Source organism: Peribacillus sp. N1 (assembly GCF_054600815.1).
In genome coordinates this window covers 328,614-353,548 of record NZ_BAAHZO010000005.1, presented here as the reverse complement: position 1 = coordinate 353,548, position 24,935 = coordinate 328,614, and the positions used below count along the sequence as shown (strand labels likewise).

At 40.3% G+C, this 24,935-nt stretch carries 22 protein-coding genes and 1 pseudogene; 9 read left to right on the top strand and 14 right to left on the bottom strand.

Annotation, left to right across the window (positions count from 1 at the left end):
- The first annotated feature begins 743 nt into the window (after positions 1-743).
- Positions 744-947: a hypothetical protein gene (locus ACYP5M_RS20220; protein ID WP_434168705.1), complete on the top strand. Its 204-nt coding sequence runs from the start codon at positions 744-746 to the stop codon at positions 945-947.
- A gap of 675 nt (positions 948-1,622) precedes the next feature.
- Here ACYP5M_RS20220 and ACYP5M_RS20215 read toward each other — a convergent pair.
- From ACYP5M_RS20215 to ACYP5M_RS20200, 4 genes and pseudogenes are all read right to left on the bottom strand, one after another.
- A complete protein-coding gene (locus tag ACYP5M_RS20215) occupies positions 1,623-2,780 on the bottom strand; it encodes a C40 family peptidase (protein WP_459735447.1) in 1,158 nt (385 codons plus the stop codon).
- Positions 2,781-3,012: 232 nt separating this feature from the next.
- Positions 3,013-3,737, bottom strand: a pseudogene (locus ACYP5M_RS20210) (TIGR03943 family putative permease subunit).
- A 131-nt stretch (positions 3,738-3,868) separates the two neighbouring features.
- Positions 3,869-4,498, bottom strand: a complete 630-nt coding sequence (locus ACYP5M_RS20205; RefSeq protein WP_459735446.1) for a DNA-3-methyladenine glycosylase — start codon at positions 4,496-4,498, stop codon at positions 3,869-3,871.
- A 102-nt stretch (positions 4,499-4,600) separates the two neighbouring features.
- Positions 4,601-6,166, bottom strand: coding sequence for an MDR family MFS transporter (locus ACYP5M_RS20200; protein ID WP_101224331.1), 1,566 nt, complete (start codon positions 6,164-6,166; stop codon positions 4,601-4,603).
- Between the two features lie 288 nt (positions 6,167-6,454).
- On the opposite strand from ACYP5M_RS20200, the gene proC reads away from it, so the two are divergent.
- Positions 6,455-7,261, top strand: coding sequence for a pyrroline-5-carboxylate reductase (proC, locus tag ACYP5M_RS20195; RefSeq protein WP_230177191.1), 807 nt, complete (start codon positions 6,455-6,457; stop codon positions 7,259-7,261).
- A gap of 83 nt (positions 7,262-7,344) precedes the next feature.
- Positions 7,345-8,712: an FAD-binding oxidoreductase gene (locus ACYP5M_RS20190; RefSeq protein WP_452444762.1), complete on the top strand. Its 1,368-nt coding sequence runs from the start codon at positions 7,345-7,347 to the stop codon at positions 8,710-8,712.
- A gap of 174 nt (positions 8,713-8,886) precedes the next feature.
- Here ACYP5M_RS20190 and ald read toward each other — a convergent pair whose 3' ends face one another.
- The 6 genes from ald to ACYP5M_RS20160 all read right to left on the bottom strand — a co-directional run bounded on the left by ald (position 8,887) and on the right by ACYP5M_RS20160 (position 15,506).
- Positions 8,887-10,020: an alanine dehydrogenase gene (gene ald / locus ACYP5M_RS20185; RefSeq protein WP_053533925.1), complete on the bottom strand. Its 1,134-nt coding sequence runs from the start codon at positions 10,018-10,020 to the stop codon at positions 8,887-8,889.
- Between the two features lie 171 nt (positions 10,021-10,191).
- Positions 10,192-11,013 (bottom strand): EcsC family protein, encoded by an 822-nt coding sequence (locus ACYP5M_RS20180; RefSeq protein WP_434168710.1) that lies wholly within the window; start codon positions 11,011-11,013, stop codon positions 10,192-10,194.
- 49 nt (positions 11,014-11,062) lie between these two features.
- The gene (locus ACYP5M_RS20175; protein WP_230177196.1) at positions 11,063-12,319 is read right to left on the bottom strand and encodes a PucR family transcriptional regulator; all 1,257 of its coding nucleotides are present in this window, start codon (positions 12,317-12,319) and stop codon (positions 11,063-11,065) included.
- 129 nt (positions 12,320-12,448) lie between these two features.
- Entirely contained in the window at positions 12,449-13,447 is a 999-nt protein-coding gene (locus tag ACYP5M_RS20170; protein WP_101224327.1) for an inorganic phosphate transporter, read from the bottom strand.
- Positions 13,448-13,462: 15 nt separating this feature from the next.
- A complete protein-coding gene (locus ACYP5M_RS20165; protein ID WP_063235631.1) occupies positions 13,463-14,083 on the bottom strand; it encodes a DUF47 domain-containing protein in 621 nt (206 codons plus the stop codon).
- A gap of 424 nt (positions 14,084-14,507) precedes the next feature.
- Positions 14,508-15,506 carry an inorganic phosphate transporter gene (locus ACYP5M_RS20160; RefSeq protein ID WP_459735445.1) on the bottom strand — a complete coding sequence of 333 codons (999 nt, stop codon included), beginning with the start codon at positions 15,504-15,506 and terminating at the stop codon, positions 14,508-14,510.
- 385 nt (positions 15,507-15,891) lie between these two features.
- Here ACYP5M_RS20160 and ACYP5M_RS20155 point away from each other — a divergent pair, with 385 nt between their 5' ends.
- Positions 15,892-16,722 carry an aldo/keto reductase gene (locus tag ACYP5M_RS20155; RefSeq protein ID WP_434168711.1) on the top strand — a complete coding sequence of 277 codons (831 nt, stop codon included), beginning with the start codon at positions 15,892-15,894 and terminating at the stop codon, positions 16,720-16,722.
- A gap of 473 nt (positions 16,723-17,195) precedes the next feature.
- Positions 17,196-17,450: a GlsB/YeaQ/YmgE family stress response membrane protein gene (locus ACYP5M_RS20150; RefSeq protein WP_170946860.1), complete on the top strand. Its 255-nt coding sequence runs from the start codon at positions 17,196-17,198 to the stop codon at positions 17,448-17,450.
- A gap of 209 nt (positions 17,451-17,659) precedes the next feature.
- Here the strand turns inward: ACYP5M_RS20150 and ACYP5M_RS20145 are convergent, their stop codons facing one another.
- Positions 17,660-18,571 (bottom strand): RluA family pseudouridine synthase, encoded by a 912-nt coding sequence (locus tag ACYP5M_RS20145; protein WP_459735444.1) that lies wholly within the window; start codon positions 18,569-18,571, stop codon positions 17,660-17,662.
- 232 nt (positions 18,572-18,803) lie between these two features.
- Between ACYP5M_RS20145 and ACYP5M_RS20140 the strand changes: the two genes are divergently transcribed.
- A complete protein-coding gene (locus ACYP5M_RS20140; protein WP_459735443.1) occupies positions 18,804-19,217 on the top strand; it encodes a DUF5365 family protein in 414 nt (137 codons plus the stop codon).
- A 68-nt stretch (positions 19,218-19,285) separates the two neighbouring features.
- Here the strand turns inward: ACYP5M_RS20140 and ACYP5M_RS20135 are convergent, their stop codons facing one another.
- Positions 19,286-19,756: a thioredoxin family protein gene (locus tag ACYP5M_RS20135; protein WP_048689755.1), complete on the bottom strand. Its 471-nt coding sequence runs from the start codon at positions 19,754-19,756 to the stop codon at positions 19,286-19,288.
- Positions 19,756-20,193 (bottom strand): disulfide oxidoreductase, encoded by a 438-nt coding sequence (locus ACYP5M_RS20130; RefSeq protein ID WP_101224324.1) that lies wholly within the window; start codon positions 20,191-20,193, stop codon positions 19,756-19,758. The genes ACYP5M_RS20135 and ACYP5M_RS20130 overlap by 1 nt, the downstream gene beginning before the upstream one ends.
- 191 nt (positions 20,194-20,384) lie before the next feature.
- On the opposite strand from ACYP5M_RS20130, the gene ACYP5M_RS20125 reads away from it, so the two are divergent.
- From ACYP5M_RS20125 to ACYP5M_RS20115, 3 genes are all read left to right on the top strand, one after another.
- The gene (locus ACYP5M_RS20125) at positions 20,385-21,932 is read left to right on the top strand and encodes a carbon-nitrogen hydrolase family protein (RefSeq protein ID WP_137018058.1); all 1,548 of its coding nucleotides are present in this window, start codon (positions 20,385-20,387) and stop codon (positions 21,930-21,932) included.
- Positions 21,933-22,082: 150 nt separating this feature from the next.
- Positions 22,083-23,813 (top strand): phospho-sugar mutase, encoded by a 1,731-nt coding sequence (locus ACYP5M_RS20120; protein WP_434168713.1) that lies wholly within the window; start codon positions 22,083-22,085, stop codon positions 23,811-23,813.
- A gap of 163 nt (positions 23,814-23,976) precedes the next feature.
- The gene (locus ACYP5M_RS20115; RefSeq protein WP_434168714.1) at positions 23,977-24,504 is read left to right on the top strand and encodes an NADPH-dependent FMN reductase; all 528 of its coding nucleotides are present in this window, start codon (positions 23,977-23,979) and stop codon (positions 24,502-24,504) included.
- 131 nt (positions 24,505-24,635) lie between these two features.
- Here the strand turns inward: ACYP5M_RS20115 and ACYP5M_RS20110 are convergent, their stop codons facing one another.
- Positions 24,636-24,878 carry a YhdB family protein gene (locus tag ACYP5M_RS20110; protein ID WP_048689737.1) on the bottom strand — a complete coding sequence of 81 codons (243 nt, stop codon included), beginning with the start codon at positions 24,876-24,878 and terminating at the stop codon, positions 24,636-24,638.
- Positions 24,879-24,935 lie beyond the last annotated feature (57 nt).

Below are 24,935 nucleotides of genomic sequence, written 5' to 3'. Positions count from 1 at the left end.
CGGAAAGGGAGCGGATTTCTGAAATGAAGCTGGAACGTTTTTTTAGTAGAAACTGTAGGCGAACTTGCTCTTCATCGAGTGTGGAGACAAAATGGGTTTCGGAGTCCGAATAATGAGGTGAAAGTCGAAAAAAATTCGTGAACGGTCGAATAAAGTGCCTCAACGGTCGAATGCTGTCCGGGATAGGTCGAATCCAGTGCATGAACGACCGAATACAGTGAGGCTTAGGTCGATAAACTGTGTCAACGGCCCAAGACAGTGCAGCTGTTCGAATACCTTGCTCCGGCCTTGATGGTTTTTACTGTAACCGTTATTGGATAGAAGTATTATGCGACACTCCTGCCGAATAAATGACTGGTCGAGACACCACAGGCGCTTGCTTAGATGTAGCTTGGCAGACAGTCAGCGGAAAGGGAGCGGATTCTGAAATGAAGCTGGAACGTTTTTTTAGTAGAAACTGTAGGAGAACTTGCTCTTCTTATTAATATACAGTCTGAAAGGTCTTCTGTGATGAAGGCCTTTTTTTGTTGGTAATCTAGATACTGCACGGCCCGATCAAGGACAAGAATGGCAAGTTCCAGAGTGACAATACCAGTATTGGTACCTGTCATTTCAAAATTGAAACCAAGAATTTTTAAACTAATAGTATTATGAAAATGTCACTAAGTAATAGGGAAAATATTTTTCCTAAGTAGAGAAAACCATTCTTTTTAGCAATTTCTGTAGAGAAGGAGGCACAAAAAATGCGTAAAAGTGTATCATTAGCGCGGTTAATAGAGTCGAATAAAGAAAATCTCAACAATAATCAGCCGTTCATAGATCTTATAGAAGAAAAAGTCCATAGAAAGCAAGTTGAAATGCAGGAAAGGCATTTAACAAAACAGGCAGGTGAGGAAAATGTTATTAAGAAAGGCTTGGTTATTACAACAAACGATTACCTTTCATAGAAAAAAGAAGGATGAAATAGCCCAACGAAAGGAATTATCCAGCTTTGAAGGCGTCCGTATCAGTAATCAACTTAATTATGCGATTGTGGAAATGCAAAGGTTAATGCGCGAGGTATGAGGAAAGAGGGGGATAAAAAAGGTTAGCTTAAATTTGTATATTATAAAGTGAAGAATTTTAATGGTTTAACTAAAACTACCATTTCAGATTATTAAAATGAAAAAAGAGGTGATGATAATTAGTAAGTATTGGTCTTATAAAATGCTTTTAACTGGTGTGTTTATCATTGCTGCGATTATCTTTTATAAATTTGGGTTTACTAGTGAAGGTTTTTGTATGTCTTGCAATAACTTTTAAGTGTGTTGAGTATTTTTAATCGTAAAATCAATTATAAAAAAAGACTTTATACTTTAACGAATAAAAAATAATAACATTTCATTTCCAGTTATGAATAACAAACCATATTTGGATTATCCAGCTTGGAAGGAGTCCGTATCAATAAACAACTTAATTATGCGATTATGGGATGCAAAGGTTAATGCGCTAGTGAGGATGAGAAGAGTTATAAGCCATAACACCAGTTGGCGGCTATTTGACATTATCATACATAAAAAAGCGTGTTTGATCTTTTTTATCAAAACACGCTTTTTGCTCTTTATCGTTTACTGCCATCACATTTAGTTAAGAACTCGGACTGCCTTCACAAAGCTAGGTCCCCAGTAAGAATTGTTAATGTTAGCGTAGGATACTCCTTTAGATGTAGAAGCATTCAGCATTTGACCGTTACCGGCATAAATTCCTACATGGTTGATTACTCCATCATTATTGGTATCAAAAAATACTAAATCCCCTTTTTGAAGGGCTTTTGAAGATACAGCTGTACCAACGTGTGATTGTGCCACTGAATTTCTAGGCAAGGAAATACCTGCACTTTTGAATGCCCTTAATGTGAACGAAGAGCAATCAAAAATGTCAGTCCGCGAAGTGCTCGCACCGTAAACATACTTGGCTCCCATGTATTTAGCACCAGCTGCCAGAACTTGATCCGCTTTGGTCGATTTGGACGGTTTATTAATTGAAGAAGTCGAGGCTTTCCCTGAAACACGGATGGTTTGGCCTATACGAATACGATCTGAATTAGAAATATTAGGGTTTATTTTAAGTAAGGCACTAAGGGAAAGGTTATATCTTTTAGCGATGGTTGATAATGAATCCCCTAATTTAACCACATAAACGTCTGTTGTATTTTTACTATTATCCGGAGTGCTGGTAAGGGTATTAACCTTCAGGACCTGACCGGGAAAAATAAGGCTACCAGTCAAATGGTTTTTAGACTTTAATTGTTGGACAGTCATATTGTTGACTCTTGCAATTTTGTCCAGGGTGTCCCCGGATTTGACTGTATATGTAGCATTTGTTTTAGCCGTAGAGCTGGATGCAGGAGCTTGTCCGGAAACACGGATGGATTGGCCAATATAAATGCGATCCGAATTAGAAATATTAGTGTTTAATTTAAGCAGGGCACTAAGTGAAAGGTTGTATCTTTTAGCAATTTTAGATAAAGTATCCCCCAGTTTAACTACATATTTTTCGGTTTTATCTATATTCTTAGTGTTAAGAGTATTAAATTTCAAGATTTGGCCGGGAAAAATAAGGTTACTAGTCAAATGGTTTTGAGATTTTAATTGTTGGACAGTTGTATTATTAGCTTTAGAGATTTTATCAAGGGTGTCCCCTGATTTAACTTGATAAGAACCAGCATAGGCAGAAGTGCCGGCGATAAGGGTACCTATAATGGTTCCTGCAAGAATGAAAGAGTTTTTCGAATTGTTCATTTAGGAAAGTTCCTCCTGATGTGGTAAAAAAATATGTAGCATTTATATTATAAAGGTAAGGCATATAAAAAACATGACCCATTTAAATAAAATTCAACTTTTTCGTCATTTATCAGGATATTTTGCAGATCTGTCATATTGAGTGGATTCAAGTGGATGGGCAGGATCCTTAATATCGCATAAAGAGATAACTAGGCTAAAAGAGATTTCATAAATGGAAGCTTTGAGGTAATTAAAAAGAAAGGTAAGAATAATATAATATCCTTACCTTTCCATGATAAATTTTTGAATATTGTCTATAAACATAGGGATCGTCAGGTTCTGCGATTTTACTATGTGATGATACTCTTAGCAGGGGAATGGTTTTCTTGAATGGCTGATAATAAATGGATTCCAATTCTCCTGTCACGGAATACCACTCATCATTTTTTGGATGCTACCGAATACCCCAGAGTCTGCGACACAGTGAATGACGCCAAAGCGAAACAGGAATACCTGGTTTTTGGCTAGCTCATCTGAATTGTACGAAAACCCGGTTAACGTAATTTGTTTGCCAGTGAATTTTCCAGGAGAGTAATAGATGGCCTCTAAGTCGTTTAGATAGTTTTCATCGGTTAAATGAAGACTATCATGGTCAACTAAGTCTTTGAGCGAGTGATCCATTAAAGTTAAATAGTCATCCTTGCCATAATAAATACTCGTATCCGGCTGCAGAAATTGATGCTGGCTATAATCATCTGAGTCATCATATACCGGGAAATGAAATCCTTTTTTTTCTACGATATTCGAGTCCATAGTGGCAACAGGCAAAAAGAGACCGGTTAAAATGGGAATGACGTAAAGGAAGTAAGTAAGGTTCTTTTTCCATTTCTTGTTTTCCTGGGAGTGATCATGTCCGCACTGACAATCAACACATTCTTCTTGATTATCTTCTTTAAAATAATGGAAGGAAGTCAATTTAATATTACTGGGGTAATAGGCTGGAAGTTAAATAGGGAGGGGGATTAAGAAAATTGAATAAAGTAAACTCCCCTCAAAGTTGTGTAACATCCAAAGGATTTACACTATTCAACATAGAGGGGATAAAATCATGGTTTATTTTTCGGTACAGCTTTATTAATTAGGTTTTTACGCGATACAAACTGATTGTCGGTAACCCAAAAACGCCAAGGGTAATCTTTTGCTACCCCGGAGTTGTCGATTCCGACGCGGGGGCCGCTGGATATGTGTTCAGGCTGTTTTCCGACAGCTAGATATAGCGGGGGATCCGTAAAAGATCGACCATAATCATCCATGGTGATGCCCAGTGCCTTTGTTAGCTTCCCTGGTCCATCGGTCCATTTACGAATATCGGCAATTCCTCGTCTTTCATGCATTAACTCGAGCCCCGAATAGGGTTCAACCGCACGGATTAAAATGGCTTCCGGATTTTCAGGCCCTCCGCTTACGACATTGACCAGTGTATGTGTGTGCATGACGTATGTATAGATCAAACCTGAATTTCCGAACATCACTTCCGTCCGTTTTGTCCTTCTATTTCCAAAGCTATGTGCGGCCCTGTCTCCAGGTCCAATATAGGCCTCTGTTTCAACAATGAATCCAGAAGCGGTTCCATCCGCTGTTTCTTTTATAATCAGGCAGCCTAGAAGGGATTTTGCCAGTTCAAGGGTAGGCTGCTGATAAAAATCCGCAGGTAAAATTGAATCGTATATCTTCATGATATCACTCCATTTAGTCTCATACAGGTAAAATTCCCTTATCAATGAAAAAGAAACATGAAGGGAAAAAAAGACCGGCTGATTATATCAGCCGACCTTTTTTTAGCCTAATTCCTTCTCCGTTTCTTGATCTTTTTTGATTCGGCCCGAACCCACGGAAAGTGCCACTAATATCCCCGCGGAAACAAAAAAGATACCGGTGATGAAAACACTGGAGAATGCATCGATCCAAGCATTTTCAATCGTTTTTACAAGGACAGTGCTGACTTCTGCGGGCATTTTAAGGTTTTCAGGATAAAGCATGATGTTGAATAACGCATCCGTTTTATCTGCTAATGCTTTCAGTGCCTCATGCAATATAGGGTCCTTTTGACTTACGACCGCATCATCCATATTTTGCTGGAGATTGTGATTCATGACAGCATTCAAAATCGTGATGCCCATCGTTCCTCCTATTGATCTGAAGAATGTCGAAGCCGCTGTAACCGACCCGAGCTGCGATTTTGGAAATTCGTTTTGAACGGCAATCATCAATGTCGGCATGACAAGACCCATGCCTATCCCAAGGATGGCCATGAATGAGTACGCAGTGAATATAGTCGTACTGCCGTCCATCATGCTCATTAGGAAAAAGCCAAGCGTCGCAAAGACCATTCCAAAGGTAAGCACGGTACGAAAACGGAATTTCAAAAGTAACCGCCCGCCAATGATGCTGGAAAGAATCATACCGATCATCATCGGAGTCATGGTCGACCCTGCTTTTGTTGGTGAAACTCCCAATACGCCTTGCATGAACAGCGGGACAAACATGATTGCCCCGAACATGCCAAGGCCAAGCAAGAATCCCAAAATATTCGTTGTGGAAAAAACTCTATTTTTAAAAAGGGATAAATCAAGGATCGGTTCGACCGCTCTTCTTTCAAAAAAGATGAATAGGGCAATGAAGACAATGGTGCTGCCGAAAATCAAGAAAGATTCTAATGATAACCATTCGAATTTATCACCACCGAAGGTCAAGCCAAGCAGTAACAGGACAATACCAGGAATCAAGGTGAAAATCCCTAGATAATCGATATTCACTTTCTCTGTTTTCCTTATCGCTTCATGTTTCAATCCTACATAAATCAAAATGGCAGATAGTAAGCCCGTCGGTACATTGATCAAAAAGATCCAATGCCAGCTGATATGGTCAACGATCAGGCCGCCCAGAAAAGGGCCGATGACAGAACTTAAACCAAAAAGGGCTCCGAATACACCCTGCCATTTGGCTCTTTGTTCCGCAGAGAATATATCACCGATTATCGTTTGGGATAAAGGCATGATCATCCCGCCGCCGATTCCCTGCAGGCCCCTGTAGATGATCAATTGCTCCATCGAAGTGGCTGTGGCACATAAAAACGAACCGATCGTAAATATGATCGTGCCAAGCAGATAAAGGGAACGTCTGCCATATAAATCAGATAGCTTTCCAACAATGGGTACAACAGTCGTTGAGGCTATTAAATAGGCAGTCGTTACCCATGCAAAGATGGTAAATCCATTCAATTCCCCGATAATTGTCGGCATGGCCGTACCGACGATCGTCTGTTCCAATGAACTGAAAAACATTCCAATGATCAATCCTGTTAAGACAAGCTTGGTATTGACCGCTTTTTTTTCCATTTGCATAGCATTTCTCCATTCCTATAACTGTATTCCTTATTCGCTTTTTGACTAATAGGTCAAAATTATAAATCCCTAATGACCATTTAGTCAACAATTTTTTTTTTGAAAAAAAATTCAATTGCCTGACTATATTGCGTAAAGGTGGATTTAAAGATACATCCATATAACTAAAGTAATTCGACCAGAATCCACCAAATCCTTCCTTATTAATGTCTCCAACGTGTTTCCATTTATCATATCCGATATAATAAGAAGGAATATAGATGAAACTTATGATTGGAAGTGTAAGATATGAATAAAAAAATAGGATTTATTGGATGCGGCAAAATGGGTGAGGCGATGCTTGAGGGCATGCTGCTTGCAGAGGTCATTTCACCTGAAGGGATCATGGTCAGTACTGCGAGTGTGGAGACCAAAACTAAAATCACCACGAAATATAAGGTTAAAGGTACTTTGGATAATAAAGAGGTTGCCGGTTTTGCTGATTTTCTCTTTCTAGGAATCCAACCTGCCATGCATAAGCAAGTGCTAGAAGAAGTGAAGAATCATGTTAAAGAAGACGCTGTGATCATTACTATGGCAGCAGGCATCACTGTATCACTAGTTGAGAACAGCTTCGGAAAAAAAGTGAAGGTTGTCCGGACGATGCCAAACACTCCTTCGCTTGTCGGTGAAGGCATGACTGCCATGAGCATTAATGATCAAATTACCGATGCTGATATAGAGGATGTGACTGCACTGCTGAATAGTTTCGGTAAAACGGAAATCCTGCATGAAGATTTGATGGACGCAGTACCTGCCATCAGCGGTTCGTCGCCTGCTTATGTATATATGTTCATCGAGGCGCTGGCTGATGGAGGGGTCCGTGACGGCATTCCACGAAAACAAGCATACCGAATGGCAGCACAAGCTGTAATGGGAGCTGCTAAAATGGTACTGGAAACGGAAAGACATCCTGCTGCTTTAAAGGATGATGTCTGCACGCCGGGCGGTTCAACGATAGCTGCGGTAGCGTCTTTAGAAGAGAATCAGCTAAGATCCAGCATTCTGCAAGCAATGAAGGCATGCACGGATAAAACGAAAGGTTTAAGTAAATGAAGAAAGATGGATTGCCTTTTAGAGGGCAATCTTGTCCGTTTTCCATTTTCAGAATGTTCTGTGAAAAAAGAGGGGGATGCATAATGAATGGTTATATAGAAGAATTAAGGAAGATTCTGACGGAAGAACAAGTAACGGTGAATGAAACATTATTGGAGCAGCACAGCCATGATGAATCATATCACACTCCGCACCTTCCGGATATGGTCATATATCCAAGGGATACTGCGGAAGTAAGCTCAGTCATGCGATATGCGAATGAGCATGAAATACCGGTCATTCCTTTTGGATTAGGATCAAGTTTGGAGGGGCATGTCGTTCCAGTCAAAGGGGGAATTTCCCTGGATCTGTCCTTGATGAATCGAGTATTGGAAGTCAGGGAAAATGACTTCCTTGTGAAGGTGCAACCAGGTGTGACTAGGACGCAGCTCAATAAAGAATTAAAAAAACACGGTTTGTTCTTTTCCGTCGACCCTGGTGCCGATGCTACATTGGGAGGGATGGCAGCTACGAATGCAAGTGGGACGACCTCGGTCAAATATGGGATAATGCGCGATCAAGTAAGGGATTTGGAAATAGTTTTAGCAAACGGTGAAGTGATTCATTCCGGAAGCTTAGCGACAAAATCATCTTCAGGCATCCATTTGAATGGCTTGTTTGTTGGCTCTGAAGGTACGCTGGGTGTATTTACTGAACTGACATTAAAGGTGTATGGCATTCCTGAAGTCACAATGGCCGGGAGAGCATCATTTCCAACCGTCGAACAGGCAGTATCTGCGGTTAATGGGATTATGCTTGCTGGTATTCCGATTGCACGAATTGAATTGGTTGATGCCGAGTCCATAAGAAAAGTTAATCAATTCATGGACAAATCCTATGAAGTCAAACCAACTTTATTCCTCGAGTTTCATGGGAACTTTGCCGGACTGGAACAGGACGTCAAATTTGCCAAGGAAATCGTAAGTGATTTTAGCTGTGGAGATATCCAGTTTGAAACCGATTCAAGAGCACGGAATGCCTTATGGGAAGCGCGCCATAATCTCGCGTACGCATTCATTCACAGCGCTCCGGGGAAGAAGCTGATGGTGACCGACGTTAGTGTGCCCCTTCAAGAATTATCGAATGCCATACTGGATACAAGGAAGAAAGTCGAACAATCCAAAGTGGAGGGGGCGATTGTAGGTCATGTAGGTGACGGGAATTATCACGTATTGTTCATGATCGATCTGAAAAATCCTGAAGAAGTTAAAGAAGCGAAAAGGTTGAATGAAGAAATCGTTGAATATGCATTAACCAGAGGCGGTACATGTACGGGTGAACATGGAGTGGGCCTTGGAAAATCGAAGTATCAGCGAAGGGAGCATGGAGGAGCTTACGAAGTGATGAAAACGATCAAACAGGCATTGGATCCGAAAGGAATAATGAATCCCGGGAAGATCTTCATAGATTAAGAGGAATATTCTATTTTGATAGATTAGTAATAACACCAACTGGGGAAAGGGCAGAGTAGTGGCCTTTCCGGAAAAATAGTTCGTCATAGCAGATAATTCAATCTAACAGCTTCATCGAGATTCTCGTTCAAAAAAAATAAGACTCCAGACAAGATTCTGGAGTCTTATTTTTTATTAAGCGTTAATGTTATTTGGGTTTAAGGCGTTTTCAACACTTACGTAGTTGTAGCCAAGGTCTGTGGCAACTGCTTCGAACGTGATTTCACCGTTCGCCACATTGACGCCTTTTGCAAGGGCATCATTTTCAAGGATTGCTTTGATGGCACCTTTGTTTGCAATTTGAAGTGCAAATGGTACAGTTACGTTAGTTAAAGCAACTGTAGAAGTTTGAGGCACTGCTCCTGGCATATTCGCCACTGCATAATGCACTACTCCATGTTTAACATAAGTAGGGTTATCATGTGTTGTTATGTGGTCGACCGTTTCAAAGATACCGCCTTGGTCGATTGCAACATCGACAATGACTGAACCTGGAGACATCGATTTAACCATTTCTTCAGTAACGAGCTTAGGAGCTTTAGCACCTGGAATCAATACAGCACCGATAACCAAATCGGCATCTTTGACTGCTTCTGCAATATTATAAGGGTTGGAGATGAGTGTAGTCAGTTCATTTCCGAAAATATCATCAAGTTGACGAAGGCGGTCTGGGCTTAAGTCAAGAATGGTAACATCTGCGCCTAATCCAATAGCGATTTTAGCAGCATTCGTTCCAACCATGCCTCCGCCGATAACAGCGACTTTACCGCGTTTAACTCCAGGAACTCCGCTTAAGAGTATTCCTTTACCGCCGTTATTTTTTTCAAGGAACTGAGCACCGATTTGTGCAGCCATGCGTCCTGCAACTTCACTCATTGGTGTCAATAAAGGAAGTGTGCGGTTTACTGCAACCGTTTCATAAGCAATGGCCAAGACACCGCTTTCTTTTAGGGCCTGAGCTAGTGCCGGTTCTGCCGCAAGATGTAAATATGTGAAAAGGATTAAATCTTTTCGGAAATATTTATATTCAGATGAGATAGGTTCTTTTACTTTCATGATCATTTCTGTGCTTGCCCAAACGCTAGCAGCGTCCTCGACTATAACAGCTCCAGCTTCTTGATATGCTTCATTTGTAAAACTGCTTCCTAGACCTGCGTTCATTTCGATTAATACTTCATGTCCTGCATTGACTAATGCTACGACCCCAGCTGGAGTGATAGCTACACGATTTTCATTGTTCTTAATCTCTTTTGGAATTCCTATTCTCATCTTAATCCCTCCAATAATATGTTTTACTATTTGTATCACAAGTATAGTTGGAAAAAGAAACAGTTAGTATGTGGAAATCAGAAAAATGAAAAAGGTGTATTTGTGGAATTCCACAAACGCAGTTTCAAAAAACATGGGCTTGCCAGGATCAAAACCTAATTAAAGCTGAATTCAATTCTTTGCAATTGGTTCTTGAATGCGCTCTAGAATCCTTCTTTTCTTATAAAGCATGATTCCCGTATCGGCTATGTCGGCAATCATGGAACGATTTGTAAGGGCGCCAAATATTATTCCGGCAACAGGAACCATTTGCAAAAGCTTTTTCCAGCCAAACTGATCACGGTATGTATAAACGACTTCTCGCCATCCTTGCAGTTCTGATGCTATTTCCCTTTTTGATTGGGAATCAGTCTGGGTCATTTTCGACAATTCATTTAATAGAGCCTTTTTGCCGACTACATCCGATGTTGTGAATTGCAGGCATTTGACGATGAATATACGTTCTTGGCGGTCCCTAGGATTGAAGCCATATGTGATGGCGATATCCTGAAGGGTTTTGATCGACATGCCGAGAAGAAGGGGGATGTCGATTGCCAAGGTGAAGATTCCGCCAATCCCGGTAGTGGCACCTTGAACCGTTGCCAATTTGCTCCCTGAATTTTTAATATCCTGACTCACGCTATCCATGATATGGAGGGGGATGCTTGAAACATCTTCCAGGGCAGAAATATTCAACTCGGGATTCTTGGCTTGCAGCTGATTTAGAATATGAGCTTCTTTCGTTAAATATTTTCCGCCATTCTGAATGTAGCTGCCGATTTCATCAAGCATGACACCCAATTTTTTCTGAATGAAATCCGGTGTCAACTTATCCAATAGCTTGAAAGGGATCCGCCCAATACGTTCCCAAAACCATAGTCCTTTCTGATCCTTCTCCCATTTATCTATGATTGCTAATTCTTTTTCAAGTTCTTCTTTTGTTTCAAATTTCATAAGATCAACCTTTCCACACCTCTAGTATTCCATATCAGGGAATATATCATTAATTTTTCTTGAAGAATTCATCATATTGGTTAAGTTTAATGTTAAGAAAGAGGGACATTTTTTGAATCGGGTCTTTTAACCGGATATTTCCCACTTCCGAAATCCTTTTTAATCGGTAATTCAATGTATTCACATGGATATGAAGGTTTCTTGAAGCTTCGTTTGGGTTGCAGTCTTTCTCTAGATAGACAGTTAGTGTTTGCAGCAATTCCGTCTGGTTTTTCATGTCGTATGCTTTTAGTTTAAGGATGGAAGGATGAACACGACGCTGTTTGTTGCTTGCGAGTGATTCAATCATTTGAAACATGCCAAGTTCTTCATAATGTAAAATGAGTTTCATGTCATCAGGGAATATATTCTTCATTTTTAGGGTGTATTGAGCTTCTTCGTAACTTGATTTAACGTCCATTAAGTTTTTATACATATTGCCAGCCGTTCCAAGGATATGCTCAACACCGAAACGCCGTTTCATCTCCAGAATGAAAAAAGGAATGAACTCATAAATGGATGAAGTGAAAGAAGGGCTGTTTTCCTGGTTGGCTCCCGCGAAAAGAATGAGTTTGTTATGGTCAATGGCAAATAATGAACTGTTTATCTTTTGAGTGGTCGTTAACATGTATGAAATGTAGCGCTCCACTTCGCGATTGATTTCTTTAGGGAATTCAAATACCAATATGGAAAAAACAACTGGAACATGGATGGAGAATTTCTGATAATTTTCAATTATTTCCGATTCTTCTTGATAATGCCCGGTCAACATGCGCCAAAGAAACTCTTGATGACCGGCTTCTTTCCTTTTCTTTTTCAATTGCAATTGCTGTAACTGGTTCTTCGCTTCCTTGGCAGCGAATTGCAGAAATTTCATATCTTCTTCGGAGAAAGGTTCATTTACTTCCAAAGCCCAAATGAAACCAAGTACTTCATTATTTTTCCGGATGGAAACCGCAACCCTGTTACCGAGCCCGACATCATTGATGGCCCCGATTTTAATGGGGGCATCTTCTTTCAATAACGCGGGTATGAAGCCATCTTTCCATAAACTGTTGATGACCTTCTCAGGGACACGTCTTCCGATTATGGTCATGATACGAGCCTGATCCGTAGTATCATCGTGTGTGCTATAAGCAAGTAAGCGATGGTTACCGTCCTCGATTGTAATGGGGCAACCTAAAACAGAACTGATTCTATCGGCAAACTCCATCATATCTCCATAAAGGTCTTTAAAAATATCTCTATTTTTTTCGAATTCCTTCATTATTATTTTGCCCCTCGCTAAAAAAATTCCTTCTCCTTGAATTTTAAACGATTTTCTATTAATAAGCATAGATAAATCCTTTGTTAAAACAAAAAATCCCTACCTATGGTTACCGGTAGGGATTTTATTTTAGAATAGGAAGTTAATTAAAAGATAAAACAAACCAGCTAATGTTGCCGAGATGGGAATGGTGATGAACCAAGTGATGATCATTCTCTTTGCCGTTCCCCATTTTACGCCCTTGACACGATGCGCAGATCCAACACCAAGGATTGAAGACGAAATAACATGGGTTGTACTGACGGGCATGTGTATTACAGTCGCGCCGAAAATAATGAAAGCGCCGGTTAAATCCGCTGCAACACCATTGACCGGACGGATTTTCATGATTTTGCCGCCAACGGTTTTAATGATTTTCCATCCGCCGACGGAAGTTCCAAGTCCCATTGCCAGTGCACATGAGAATTGAACCCAGAAGGGGATATCGGTACTTGATGCATAACCATTTGCAATGAGGGCCATCGTGATGATACCCATCGCTTTTTGAGCGTCGTTCGTTCCGTGTGTATACGATTGAAGTGCCGCAGTAGCAATCTGTATAGTCCGGAATTTTTGGTTTGTTTTTGTCAGGTTATTGTTTTTAAAGACTACTTTAAAAATGCTGTATACGATAAACCCGATTGCAAAAGCAATTAGCGGGGAGAAGATCAAAGCTTGAAGAATTTTCATGAATCCTTCCCATTTAATGCCGGCGAAGCCTGCTGCAGCAATGGCTGCACCTGCAATCGAACCAATCAATGCATGGGAGGAACTGCTTGGTATTCCGTAATACCAGGTAAGAAGATTCCATATGATAGCGGCAAGCAGAGCAGCCAGAATTACATATGAACCATTCGGAAGCGTGAACGGATCCACGATATCCTTCGTTATGGTCTTCGCCACTCCAGTAAATGTCATAGCTCCGACGAAATTCATGATTGCTGCCATGATGATGGCATGCCTAGGCTTCATGGCCTTTGTTGAAACAGCAGTAGCTATTGCATTGGCTGTATCATGAAAACCATTGATGAAGTCAAATGCTAAAGCAAAGAAAACGATTAATATTGTTAAAATTAATAAAGTATCCATTTATTGGGGTACTCCTTAGGCGTTTTTCATTATGATTGTTTCAAGTGTATTGGCCACCGCTTGACAGTGATCGGCGATCTCTTCAAGGCTTTCGTAAATTTCTTTATATTGAATGATCCTGATTGGATCTTTTTCAACTGTAAACAAGTTTTTGATTGATTGACGTTGAATTCCGTCACAAACTGATTCAAGATCTTTAATTTTGATTGCATTTTCACGAATCATTGGCAATTTTTTAGTGGATAGTGTATCGACAGCATTTTCAATCTCATACGTACACTGTTTGATTGCATCCACAAACTTAAGCATATACTCATCTGCATTGACAATTGAGTACATTTCGAATAATGCCGCACAGTGTTCCAAACCGTCTATGACATCATCCATTCTCATGGTTAATTCAAGGATATCCTCCCGTTCGATAGGAGTGATGAAAGCATTGTTCAGCTCTTTGATCACATTATGGACCATTGAATCGCCTTTATGCTCGTAGTCTTTCATCGTATCTGAAAATACTTTTAGATCGGAGATATTTTTGAGTTTATAATCCGCGAAATAGTCAGCACCTTCTTTAAGGTTTTGAGCGATGTTAAAAAGCATTACAGCGAATTTGTCTTTTTTTGATTTAAAAGCCATGTTAAAGCCTCCCAATTAGTCATGCAAATTTACGCACTTTAGTCGTACGCTTAGTATTAACAAATTGATTGTAACGAATTCATGTAGTATCCGGGAAGGTTTTTCGACGAAAATTTACAAAATCTTAATAAAACTTTACATAAAAAAACAAGGAAAATTAAAAAAAGGGAAAAACCTGCAATTATAAGGGGAAATCTGCAAAAAAAAGCCTTTCCGATATGGAAAGGCACTCCGAATGTAGACAAGCCTGCATTTTTTTTTGAGCGGGTGTGAAATATGAACGTTGATTGAAACGTAAGGCACTCGCTTTCCGCGGGCGGTCCGGGAGCGTTCGTGGCGTCTCCTTTGGACGCGCTTTTCCAGCAGGAGTCACGTCCCTACCCTTCCATTGTCTGCAAACTCTGCATGGAAAAGGCAAAAGGTTCTATAAAAATAAAGCAATCAAATAGTAAATGATTCCAGATAAGGAAGCGGAAATTGGCAATGTAATGAACCAAGTGACCAACATGTTTTTTGCGGTTCCCCATTTTACCCCTTTGATGCGGTGTGCAGAACCGACCCCTAGTATTGAAGAAGAAATGACATGAGTCGTGCTGACAGGCATATGCAGGAAGGTTGCACCGAAAATGATCGCTGCACCAGTCATATCTGCAGCAACGCCATTAACCGGACGGATTTTCATGATTTTACCGCCAACGGTTTTGATGATTTTCCAACCTCCGATAGATGTACCAAGCGCCATGGCAATGGCACATGATAATTGTACCCAGAATGGAACTTCAGAGGTAGAGGCATATCCGTTAGCGATCAAAGCCATCGTGATGATACCCATGGATTTTTGAGCATCATTCGTTCCATGTGTATAAGACTGGATGGCCGCCGTGAGAATTTGTATTCTCCTGAATCGCTTATTGGTTTTTCCTAAATTATTATTTTTGAATACTACCTTGAAAATACTGTATACAATGAATCCAAGCGTAAAGGCAAGGATGGGAGATAGAATCAATGCTTGTACAATTTTAGTGAATCCACTCCATTTAATCGCATCGAATCCACTGGCCACGATGGCAGCTCCCGCTATTGAACCAATGATCGCATGGGAGGAACTGCTTGGAATGCCAAAATACCAAGTGATTAAATTCCATATTATGGACGAAATAAGTGCAGCAAGGATTACATAAGAACCATTGTTCAATGTGAAAGGATCCACGATATCCTTCGTAATGGTATGCGCAACACCGGTAAAGGTCAGTGCTCCTAATAAATTCATGACCGCAGCCATGATGATTGCATGACGTGGTTTAAGCGCCTTGGTTGATACTGCGGTAGCGATGGCGTTAGCCGTATCATGGAAACCATTGATAAAGTCAAAGACCAAAGCAAAAATAATAATTAACACTGTTAAGATGAGTATGCTATTCATACATGGAGGACTCCCTTGATTTCAAGTGTAAAGTGTATATGGATTTTGGCCAATGAATGGGCGCATAACAGTTTGCAACTCCTCAATATTTAGGATGGGAGTTTTGCTTTTGATTATTCTATAAAAGCTGACACCTTCTTTTTTACTTGGTTTTAAGTCGAACTATTCAATTGTAACGAATTTCATATCTATAAGGATAGATGTTTCGTCATTTTTTTACAAAATATTTAACTTAGTGAATGATTAAAAAGATAAAATGTTTCCTTTTATATATATAGATGGGTGCGTTTTCGTTTAAGAACTCTGTAAATCCCGAGGCTTATGGTTAGAAATAGAAGGTGGAGGGATGTATAATTGGTAAATAAAAGTAAGGAGGAATGATGGAATGATTTCAAATATTGGGGAAACGATCACCTTACATAATGGAGTTAAAATGCCACAGTTGGGTTTTGGTGTATTTAAAGTGAAAAACGGCAATGAAACGGTTGAGTCTGTCAAGAAAGCGATCGAAGTTGGATATCGTGCGATCGATACGGCTGCCATTTATGAAAATGAAGAAGGTGTTGGTCAGGCGATTCGTGAATGCGGCGTGCCTCGTGAAGAATTGTTCATAACATCTAAAGTGTGGAATACAGAGCAAGGATACGAAACGACGCTCCAGGCATTTGATGATAGTTTAAATCGCCTTGGCTTGGAATACATGGATTTATACTTGATCCACTGGCCGGGAAAAGATAAATATCTGGAAACCTGGAGGGCTTTGGAAAAGCTTTATAAGGATGGAAAGGTGAAATCAATCGGTGTAAGTAATTTCCATGTTCATCATTTGGAAAATTTACTTGCAAACAGTGAAGTGAAGCCGGTCGTCAATCAAATTGAATTGCATCCACTTTTGACTCAAGTCGAAATTCGTGATTACTGTGCAAAACACGAAATAAAGGTAGAATCTTGGAGCCCGCTAGGAAGAGGGAACCTATTGGAAGAGCCGACAATTAATCATATAGCGAAGAAGCATGGGAAAAGTTCAGCGCAAGTGTTGATTAGATGGCATCTGCAACATGATCTAGTTGTAATACCTAAATCGATTACGCCGTCCCGCATTGAGGAAAATGCACATGTATTTGACTTTTCATTAAGCTTGAATGAAATGAATCAAATAGATGCCTTGAACAAAAATGAACGGTTCGGCAGCAATCCCGATGAACTTTTGTTCTAAAAAGAATGCTGCAAATAATAGAAGGATGTCCCGGAAATTGGGCATCCTTTTTCTTTTTCCTTTATGAACATATTTGAGACGGTTACTGCTTATACTAACAATGTGACAAAGTTAAAGCCTATGGTATACCGTTTAATATGTCTGATAATCCTGTTTTCGTTGCCAAATATTTTTTTAAAAAATTAGGTTTTAGATTATTTAAACGGGGAAAATAATGAGTACAGCGGCAAACAAAAAGAAAAAAATCACTAACATGAGGATTGTCCAATCAGTTACTCAAGGGCTATAGCTAGCTAACTCTACCCAATAACTAAAGCATTCACATTCATTAGATATCGTGCTAATCGGCATCATACCATTTGAATGTAAAAGTTAAAATAACTGAAAAAAGCATGACAATATGGAAGTGATTTGATTTCTTGGAGTCTGCTGCAGAAATGAAAAAATAACTAATTTGAAGGAGGAAATATATTATGGGATTTTTATGGTCATTAATTATCGGAGGTATCATTGGTTGGTTAGCAGGTATGATCGTTGGACGTGACGTACCATTTGGAATTATCGGTAACATTATCGCTGGTTTTGTTGGTGCATGGTTAGGTTCATTAATTCTTGGGAACTGGGGACCTTCAGTAGCAGATTTCGCTATAATTCCAGCATTGATTGGTGCAATAGTATTTGTCTTCATCTTAAGCCTTATCTTAAAAGGCATGAGAAAAGCTTCATAAATAAAAAAATAAAGCTGGCCCTAGTGGCCAGCTATTTTTTATGCCAAAATGAACGGATTTCGTCCCGACATGCGTATATTTCGGCCGTATAGCGGAAAAATTCGACCCAACATGCAGAAGATCCGTCCGTGAAAAAATATGAGCGACAATTCGGATAATATTAATGAAGAAATAAGAACACCGTCCGAAATGGAACGGTGTTCTTTTGTTTAAATGGTGACATCGAATATATCAGGTTCATCAATGAAAGGAGCTTCAACGATCATTTTTTCTTCTGATATGGGATGGATGAATTCAATTTTCCTTGCATGAAGGGCTTGACGTGGAAATGTCCTTTTTCCGCCATATAAGGTATCTCCGGCCAATGGGTGGTTTAAATGACTGAAATGCACCCTGATTTGATGGGTTCGGCCGCTTTCCAAGGTGCAGCTGACCAGCGTCAAGTTTTTCTTGGGATCTCGGTTGAGCACCCGATAGTGTGTGACTGCTGTCTGGCCTGTAGGGGAAACCCTTCTTCTCGTCGCATGGTGGCGGTCGCGGCCAATTTTTTCTTTGATTTCGCCTTCATTCTTTTTAATGTTTCCTTCGACTAAAGCTAGGTAAGTCCGCTTGATTTCCCTTTCTTCCAACATTCTGTCCAGCATGGACCCAATAAGGCGGTTTTTGGCAAAAAGGACGGCACCGGTGGTATCTTTATCAAGCCTATGAATATGCTTGATCATACAGGTCTGGCCGGTTTTTTGAAGATGGTGCGCGACACCATTGAGGAGGGAGTGTGCTTCACCGGGCTGAGAAGGATGGGTATCCATTCCAGCCGGTTTATTGGCTATCAACAACACATCATCTTCATATAAGATGGAAATTCCTAAGTCTGCCGCTTGTACTGTTTCATTTTCAGCGTGATCCAATAAGGGGATGCTGATCGAATCTCCTTCATTAAGGATAGTTGACCATGCGACGGAATTCCCGTTCACTGTCACTTCTTTACTCATTCTCCATTCATGCACTAATTTTTTGGGGGCCTGCCAACGCTCCCTAAAAAGCTTTTCAATTGTTAATCCATTCCAACTTTGGAGAACATCAATTATTAAATGTTGGTTAGTTATTCTGAAATTTTCCAATAAAAACTCCTACTTTCGACTGCTTTGGTTTTGATTAAATGAAAAAAATATATAATAATTAAGAATTAGTCATGAAAAAGTAACCTTGGACCTATTGATGAAATTTCCGTGGTGGAAATTACCACATATTTTTTACAATATTTATGTTATTCTAGTGAGAAAGAAATCGCTTGTCCTAGAATATACATATAATAGATAGGTCTAACGGATCTGAAAAAAGGTGGTTTTTTTAGTGAAGACGGTCTTTTCTTCAACGGAAGAACAAGAGCAAGAAATAGCGAGACTCGTTTCTCGTTTCTACGAATCTGTATTTCCCAAATACTTTACGGAAAGTGAAATCCTTCATTTTCGCGAGATTGGCGTTTTAAAGCCCAATCAAAGTTCTGTTACTTACTTGGCAACATTAAGAGACGCATTTCAAGTAATGACATGTCTTCAAGTCCTTATGTCGATATTAGACAAACAAAAGAGAGAAGATTTTATGGAATCTGAATCTGAAGAATTGTTCCAACATAACATCACTCTATTGAATGAATGCGGAATATTCTTCCCCTTTTATTATGACCATTTTTCAAGTATAAACCATGAAGCGAATAATGAGATGCAGATGATGGACATCCAGGTGGCGAATCAATATTTAGTATAAGGCAAAAAAAATGAGCCGGCTATAACGGGAGAAGCATTTCCGTTAGGGCCGGCTCATTTTTTCCATCCTTAATTAATATCGTGGTCCTTGAACCATTTCTCGAACGTTTCCTCATCATTATAGCCAACGATCCGTTCTTGTTCTTTGCCATTATTATAGTGAACGATGGTCGGTGTGCTTTTGATGCCATAATCGCTCCATCCTTGTTCAAACTCCAAAAGATTGTATTGAACTAGATCGATTCCCAGCTTTTCTGCCAAAGGAGCCACGATTGGCGTGGTTTTTTGACAATGCGGGCACTCAGGACTATAGAAGTAAACGGTCACATCTTCATTATCCTGGAGGTCCTGCTCCAATTCTTCCGGCAGGATCAAGTTTTGATAATTGGGGTCATCCAGCTGATCGACAGTAGCGGGTTTAAGCTTATCCTTACCGTATGGATTTCCTTTTGATTTTTCTTCTTTTTTCAAGTTTGTAAAAACGCCCAGCAGGACAAATATCGCGACGATTATCACTAAAAATATAGCCATTTTCTTCATTAAGCTGCAACCTCCTTGGATCTTGTCCATATGATGTAACTGCATATGAAAATAATGATGAATGCAGTCAAGGCTAGGAACGGGATGGTGATGAAACCAAATACGTTTATATATTGACCTGTACATGGAACCCTTCCGCATGCAAGGGTGTGGTCAGAAAAGAATGAAACCTTTTGTATCAAGTAATGGTACGTGGAAATGAATGCACCGATAGCGGATAATATCATCGTATAAAAGCTGATCCAATAATCTTTTCGAATGATTGCAATTCCTAAAATGATCGTAAAGGGATACATGATGATCCGCTGATACCAACAGAGGACACAAGGTTCATATTGCTTGATTTCAGAAAAATATAAGCTTCCAAACATAGCAATGATGGAAGCAGCCCAGGCTACAAATAATAAGTTTTCCACACTGCGTTTTGTATTGTTCATGGTTCCTCTTCCCCATCTCTTTTTACTCTCATGAAAAGTATAGTATGTAAGGACCGCGTATGTAAAATATATATTCTTTTAACGGACATTCAGAATGTTTTTATTTGTAATCCATGGGTAGGTTCAGTTGTTTTAATTTTTGAATAAGGGGTATAATTCTTATGGAAGAGATTAAAGGAGTCTGAGGAAAAATGCCCAATTTGGACCTGCATAAATATGAAAAAATAATGGAAATACGTAATATGAGGCTAGGAGACATAGATGAAATAATTGCTTTGCAGTCGAGTTGCTTTCCTGGAATGGTTCCCTGGAAGCGAGATCAGCTTGAGAGCCATCTGGCGATTTTTCCAGAAGGACAGTTTGTGGCTGAATATGATGGAAAAGTGATTGGCTCATGTTCCAGTCTCATTATTAATTTTGACGAATATGATGACCGCCATACATGGGATGATGTAACCGATAATGGGTACATCACGAATCATAATCCAGACGGTTATAATTTATATGGAATCGAGGTCATGGTCCATCCTGAATTCCGCAGGATGAAAATTGGCCAAAGATTATATGATTCAAGGAAAGAGCTTGTTGCCCATTTGAATTTAAAAAGCATCATTATCGGGGGAAGGATCCCCAATTACCATAAACATGCGGAGGAACTATTACCAAGGGAATATGTGAAAGAAGTGCAATTGCATAAAATATATGATCCGGTTCTTTCATTCCAGCTTTTAAATGGGTTCACGCTTATGAGGATCAATCCGAATTACTTGCCTGATGATCTGCAATCGAATAAGTATGCTACTCTCATGGAGTGGAATAACGTCGATTATCAGCCGAAAACAAAACGTTATTATAAAACATCAGAGCCGGTACGTATCTGCGTCGTGCAATACATGCTGCGTAAAATCGATTCATTCGAAGATTTCGCTAACCAAGTCGAATATTTCACCGATGTTGCTTCGGATGCTAATGCGGATTTCGCCGTGTTCCCGGAATTGTTCACCACCCAGCTGATGTCTTTCTTGAATGAAAGATCACCAAGCTTGGCTGTCCGGAAACTGTCGGATTTCACGGAGCAATACATTGAATTGTTTACCACTTTAGCTGTAAGGTATAACGTCAATATCATCGGCGGTTCCCACTTCGTTAAAGAAGATGATGACAATATCTATAATATCGCTTATTTATTCCGTCGCGATGGGACGATTGAAAAGCAATATAAAATTCATATCACACCGAATGAAAGAAAATGGTGGGGTATTAACGCAGGTGACCGCGTTCGTGTCTTTGATACGGATTGTGGAAAAATTGCGATACAAATTTGTTATGATATTGAGTTTCCGGAACTCGCCCGGATTGCTACCGACATGGGAGCCAAAATCATATTCACTCCATTTTGTACAGAAGACAGGCAAGGCTATCTGCGAGTTCGTTATTGTGCCCAGGCCCGTGCAGTCGAAAACCAAATCTATACTGTCATTTCCGGAACGGTCGGAAATCTTCCGCAAACGGAAAATATGGATATCCAATATGCCCAATCGGGAATCTTCTCTCCATCGGATTTCGAATTTGCGCGTGACGGCATAGTCGGGGAAACCAGCCCGAACCTTGAGATGGTCCTGATTGGCGATGTCGATTTGGAAATCTTAAGGCGGGAGCGTCAGTCTGGTACTGTAAAGCAATTGAAAGATCGCCGCCATGATATTTACCATCTGCATTACAAAGATGGCCAAAAATAAAGAGGTATACGAGCTCGTGATGTGAAGAATGCTGGATTCGGTTCTTTTCATTACGAGCTTCATTTATTGGAATAAATGTGATAATTTTGTATATGTAAGGTAGATACATAATAATTACAAATATGAGGCGTTTGGGAGGAGATGTTGGAGATGGATTGGAAATCTTTATACACCACTTGGGCAGGGTACCAGAATTTAAATGGGGAATTACGTGTCCTCCTTGAGGAAATGCAGCGGGATGAAGCACAACTCGAAGATGCCTTTTATAAAAATTTAGAGTTTGGAACAGGCGGAATGCGTGGGGAAATCGGAGCGGGAACGAACCGGATGAATGTTTATACGGTAAGGAAGGCAACGGTTGGGTTGGCTCAATATATCTCTTCGTTTGGGGAAGAAGCGAAAGGAAGAGGGGCTGTGATCGCTTATGATTCAAGACATAAGTCCCCGGAATTTGCACTGGAAGCAGCTAAGACCTTGGCAACATTTGGGGTGAAAGCTTATTTATTCGATGAATTGCGTCCAACTCCAGAATTGTCCTTTGCGGTTCGAGAGCTGAATGCTTTTGCTGGCATCGTCATCACGGCAAGCCACAATCCGCCTGAATATAATGGTTACAAGGTTTATGGGTCAGATGGGGCACAATTGCCACCGGATGCGGCGGATCAAGTGATCAGCTACGTGAATGCCATTGAAAACGAGCTTGAAATTCAGGTTGAAGAAGCTGAAGTCCTTAAACTGCAGGGCCTCATCGAAATGGTTGGGGAGGAAGTGGATGCAGCGTATAATCGCGCGTTGCTTACAGTTCCAGAGAACCCGCAGCTTGCCGAGGAAATAGATGTGTCAATCGTCTTTACGCCGCTTCATGGAACGGCAAATAAATCCGTCAGGCGGGCACTGCAAAGCTTAGGATATCAAAATTTGCATATCGTTAAGGAGCAGGAAATGCCAGATCCGGATTTTTCGACAGTTCAGTCTCCAAACCCGGAGGAACCTGCTGCATTTGAAATGGCCATCGAGCTTGGTAACAAGGTGGAAGCGGATCTATTGATAGCAACGGACCCGGATGCCGACCGGCTTGGAATTGCCGTGAGAGACGAGATGGGCCAATATGTTGTCCTGACTGGTAATCAAACAGGTGCCCTTTTCCTGGATTATTTACTGTCCCAGAAAAAAGAAAAAGGGAAGATTCCTCAAAATGGAGTCATCTTGAAAACGATCGTCACTTCAGAAATCGGGCGTACGATTGCCGAGTCATATGGCTTGAAGACGGTTGATGTACTTACCGGGTTTAAGTTCATTGCCGAGAAAATAAATCAGTATCATGAAAGCGGGGAAAGCAGCTTTTTGTTCGGATATGAAGAAAGCTACGGTTATCTGATTAAAGACTTTGCACGTGATAAGGATGCCATTCAAGCTGCGGTGCTTGCTGTCGAGGTCTGTGCCCATTATAAAAAGCAGGGATTGACCTTATATGAAGGGTTGCTGAATGTGTTTGAAAAGTACGGCTTTTACTTGGAAGGTTTGCGTTCATTGACTTTGAAGGGCATTGAGGGAGCGAAACAGATTCAAGGAATATTGAATCAATTCCGTCAAAATCCTCCTTCCCAAATAGCTGGCATTCCGGTAGTCGTTGAAGAAGATTACCAAAGCAGCAAGAAGCGTACATTACTTTCAAATGATGAAGAATTGATCGAGCTTCCGAAATCAAATGTATTGAAGTATTTCCTTGAGGATGGTACATGGGTTTGCCTGCGTCCTTCAGGCACTGAACCGAAAATTAAATTCTATTTCGGTGTCCAAGGTAAATCAATGCAAGAAGCTGAGTCCAAGTTATCGGGAGTCATGGAAGATTTCATGAGCAAGATTGAAGCATTGGTTTAAATGTATGAAAGCTAAACGAAAGACTTCTTCAGGTCTTTCGTTTTTTTTTTTTGATTTTTAGTTGCATGAAAAATCAAAATTCTAGGAAATTCCGTTGCGGTTTTGGTATACTGTATTGGCGACTGATCTCGGAAAACATCGGGGAATAATGGAGGTTTAATTCATGAAATTAGTAATCATTAATGGTTCACCACGTAAACAAGGGCGTACGGGGATTGCCTCACGCTACATATCCAAGAAATACGGAGCGGAACTTATTGATTTAAGCAATAGCGAAATCCCTTTATATTCAGGTGAAGGTGAACAATATCAACTGGAAGTTATTCAAGGACTTCGGAAAAGCATCGAGGAAGCTGATGGCGTAATTCTGACAACTCCGGAGTATCATGGTTCCATGAGCGGAGCCTTGAAAAATGCCTTGGATTTTCTAAGCAGCGAACAATTCACGCATAAACCAGTCGCTCTATTGGCTGTTTCCGGCGGAGGAAAAGGCGGGATCAATGCCTTGAATTCCGTGAGGACAGTGGGTCGAAGCCTTTATGCAAATGTGATCGCCAAACAATTGGTTCTGGATCCGCATTGCTTCGATTACGAAAATGATGGTTTATTTGAAGAATCTGCAGTACTTGTAGAAGGTATGATTGAAGAGCTTAAAATGTATGCAACGGCATATGCTACAATCAAAAAATGATGAAATGAGGGTCAGGTATTTACATACCTGACCCTTCCTTGTTTTTATAGGGTTTCACCAGCCAAAGTTATATCCCCGAAAATCGATCCTCTTGTATAATTTTTCCCGTTTTGCAAAAACTATAGTTGATTTTAGCTTGGAAGTTCACTTAAATAATCACTTGTTTTTTCTGCCGCATGATCCAGATAACGAAGCAGTGCATACAGCTGGGATTGAACGATTTGATAATCATGCTCAAACCTGTAAGCGTGTAAAAAATGTTCTATTTTTTTTGAAAGAAAGTGATCTTTCGTTCGAACCATCAATACTAACAAGCTGTCCCAATCAGAACGATGCGTGTGAAACAATGCCTGATCATAATCAGCAATCCTCATGTTCTTCTCCCCCTTATTAAGGAGCTATTTGTATTTTGTTCAGATATGACAGAACAT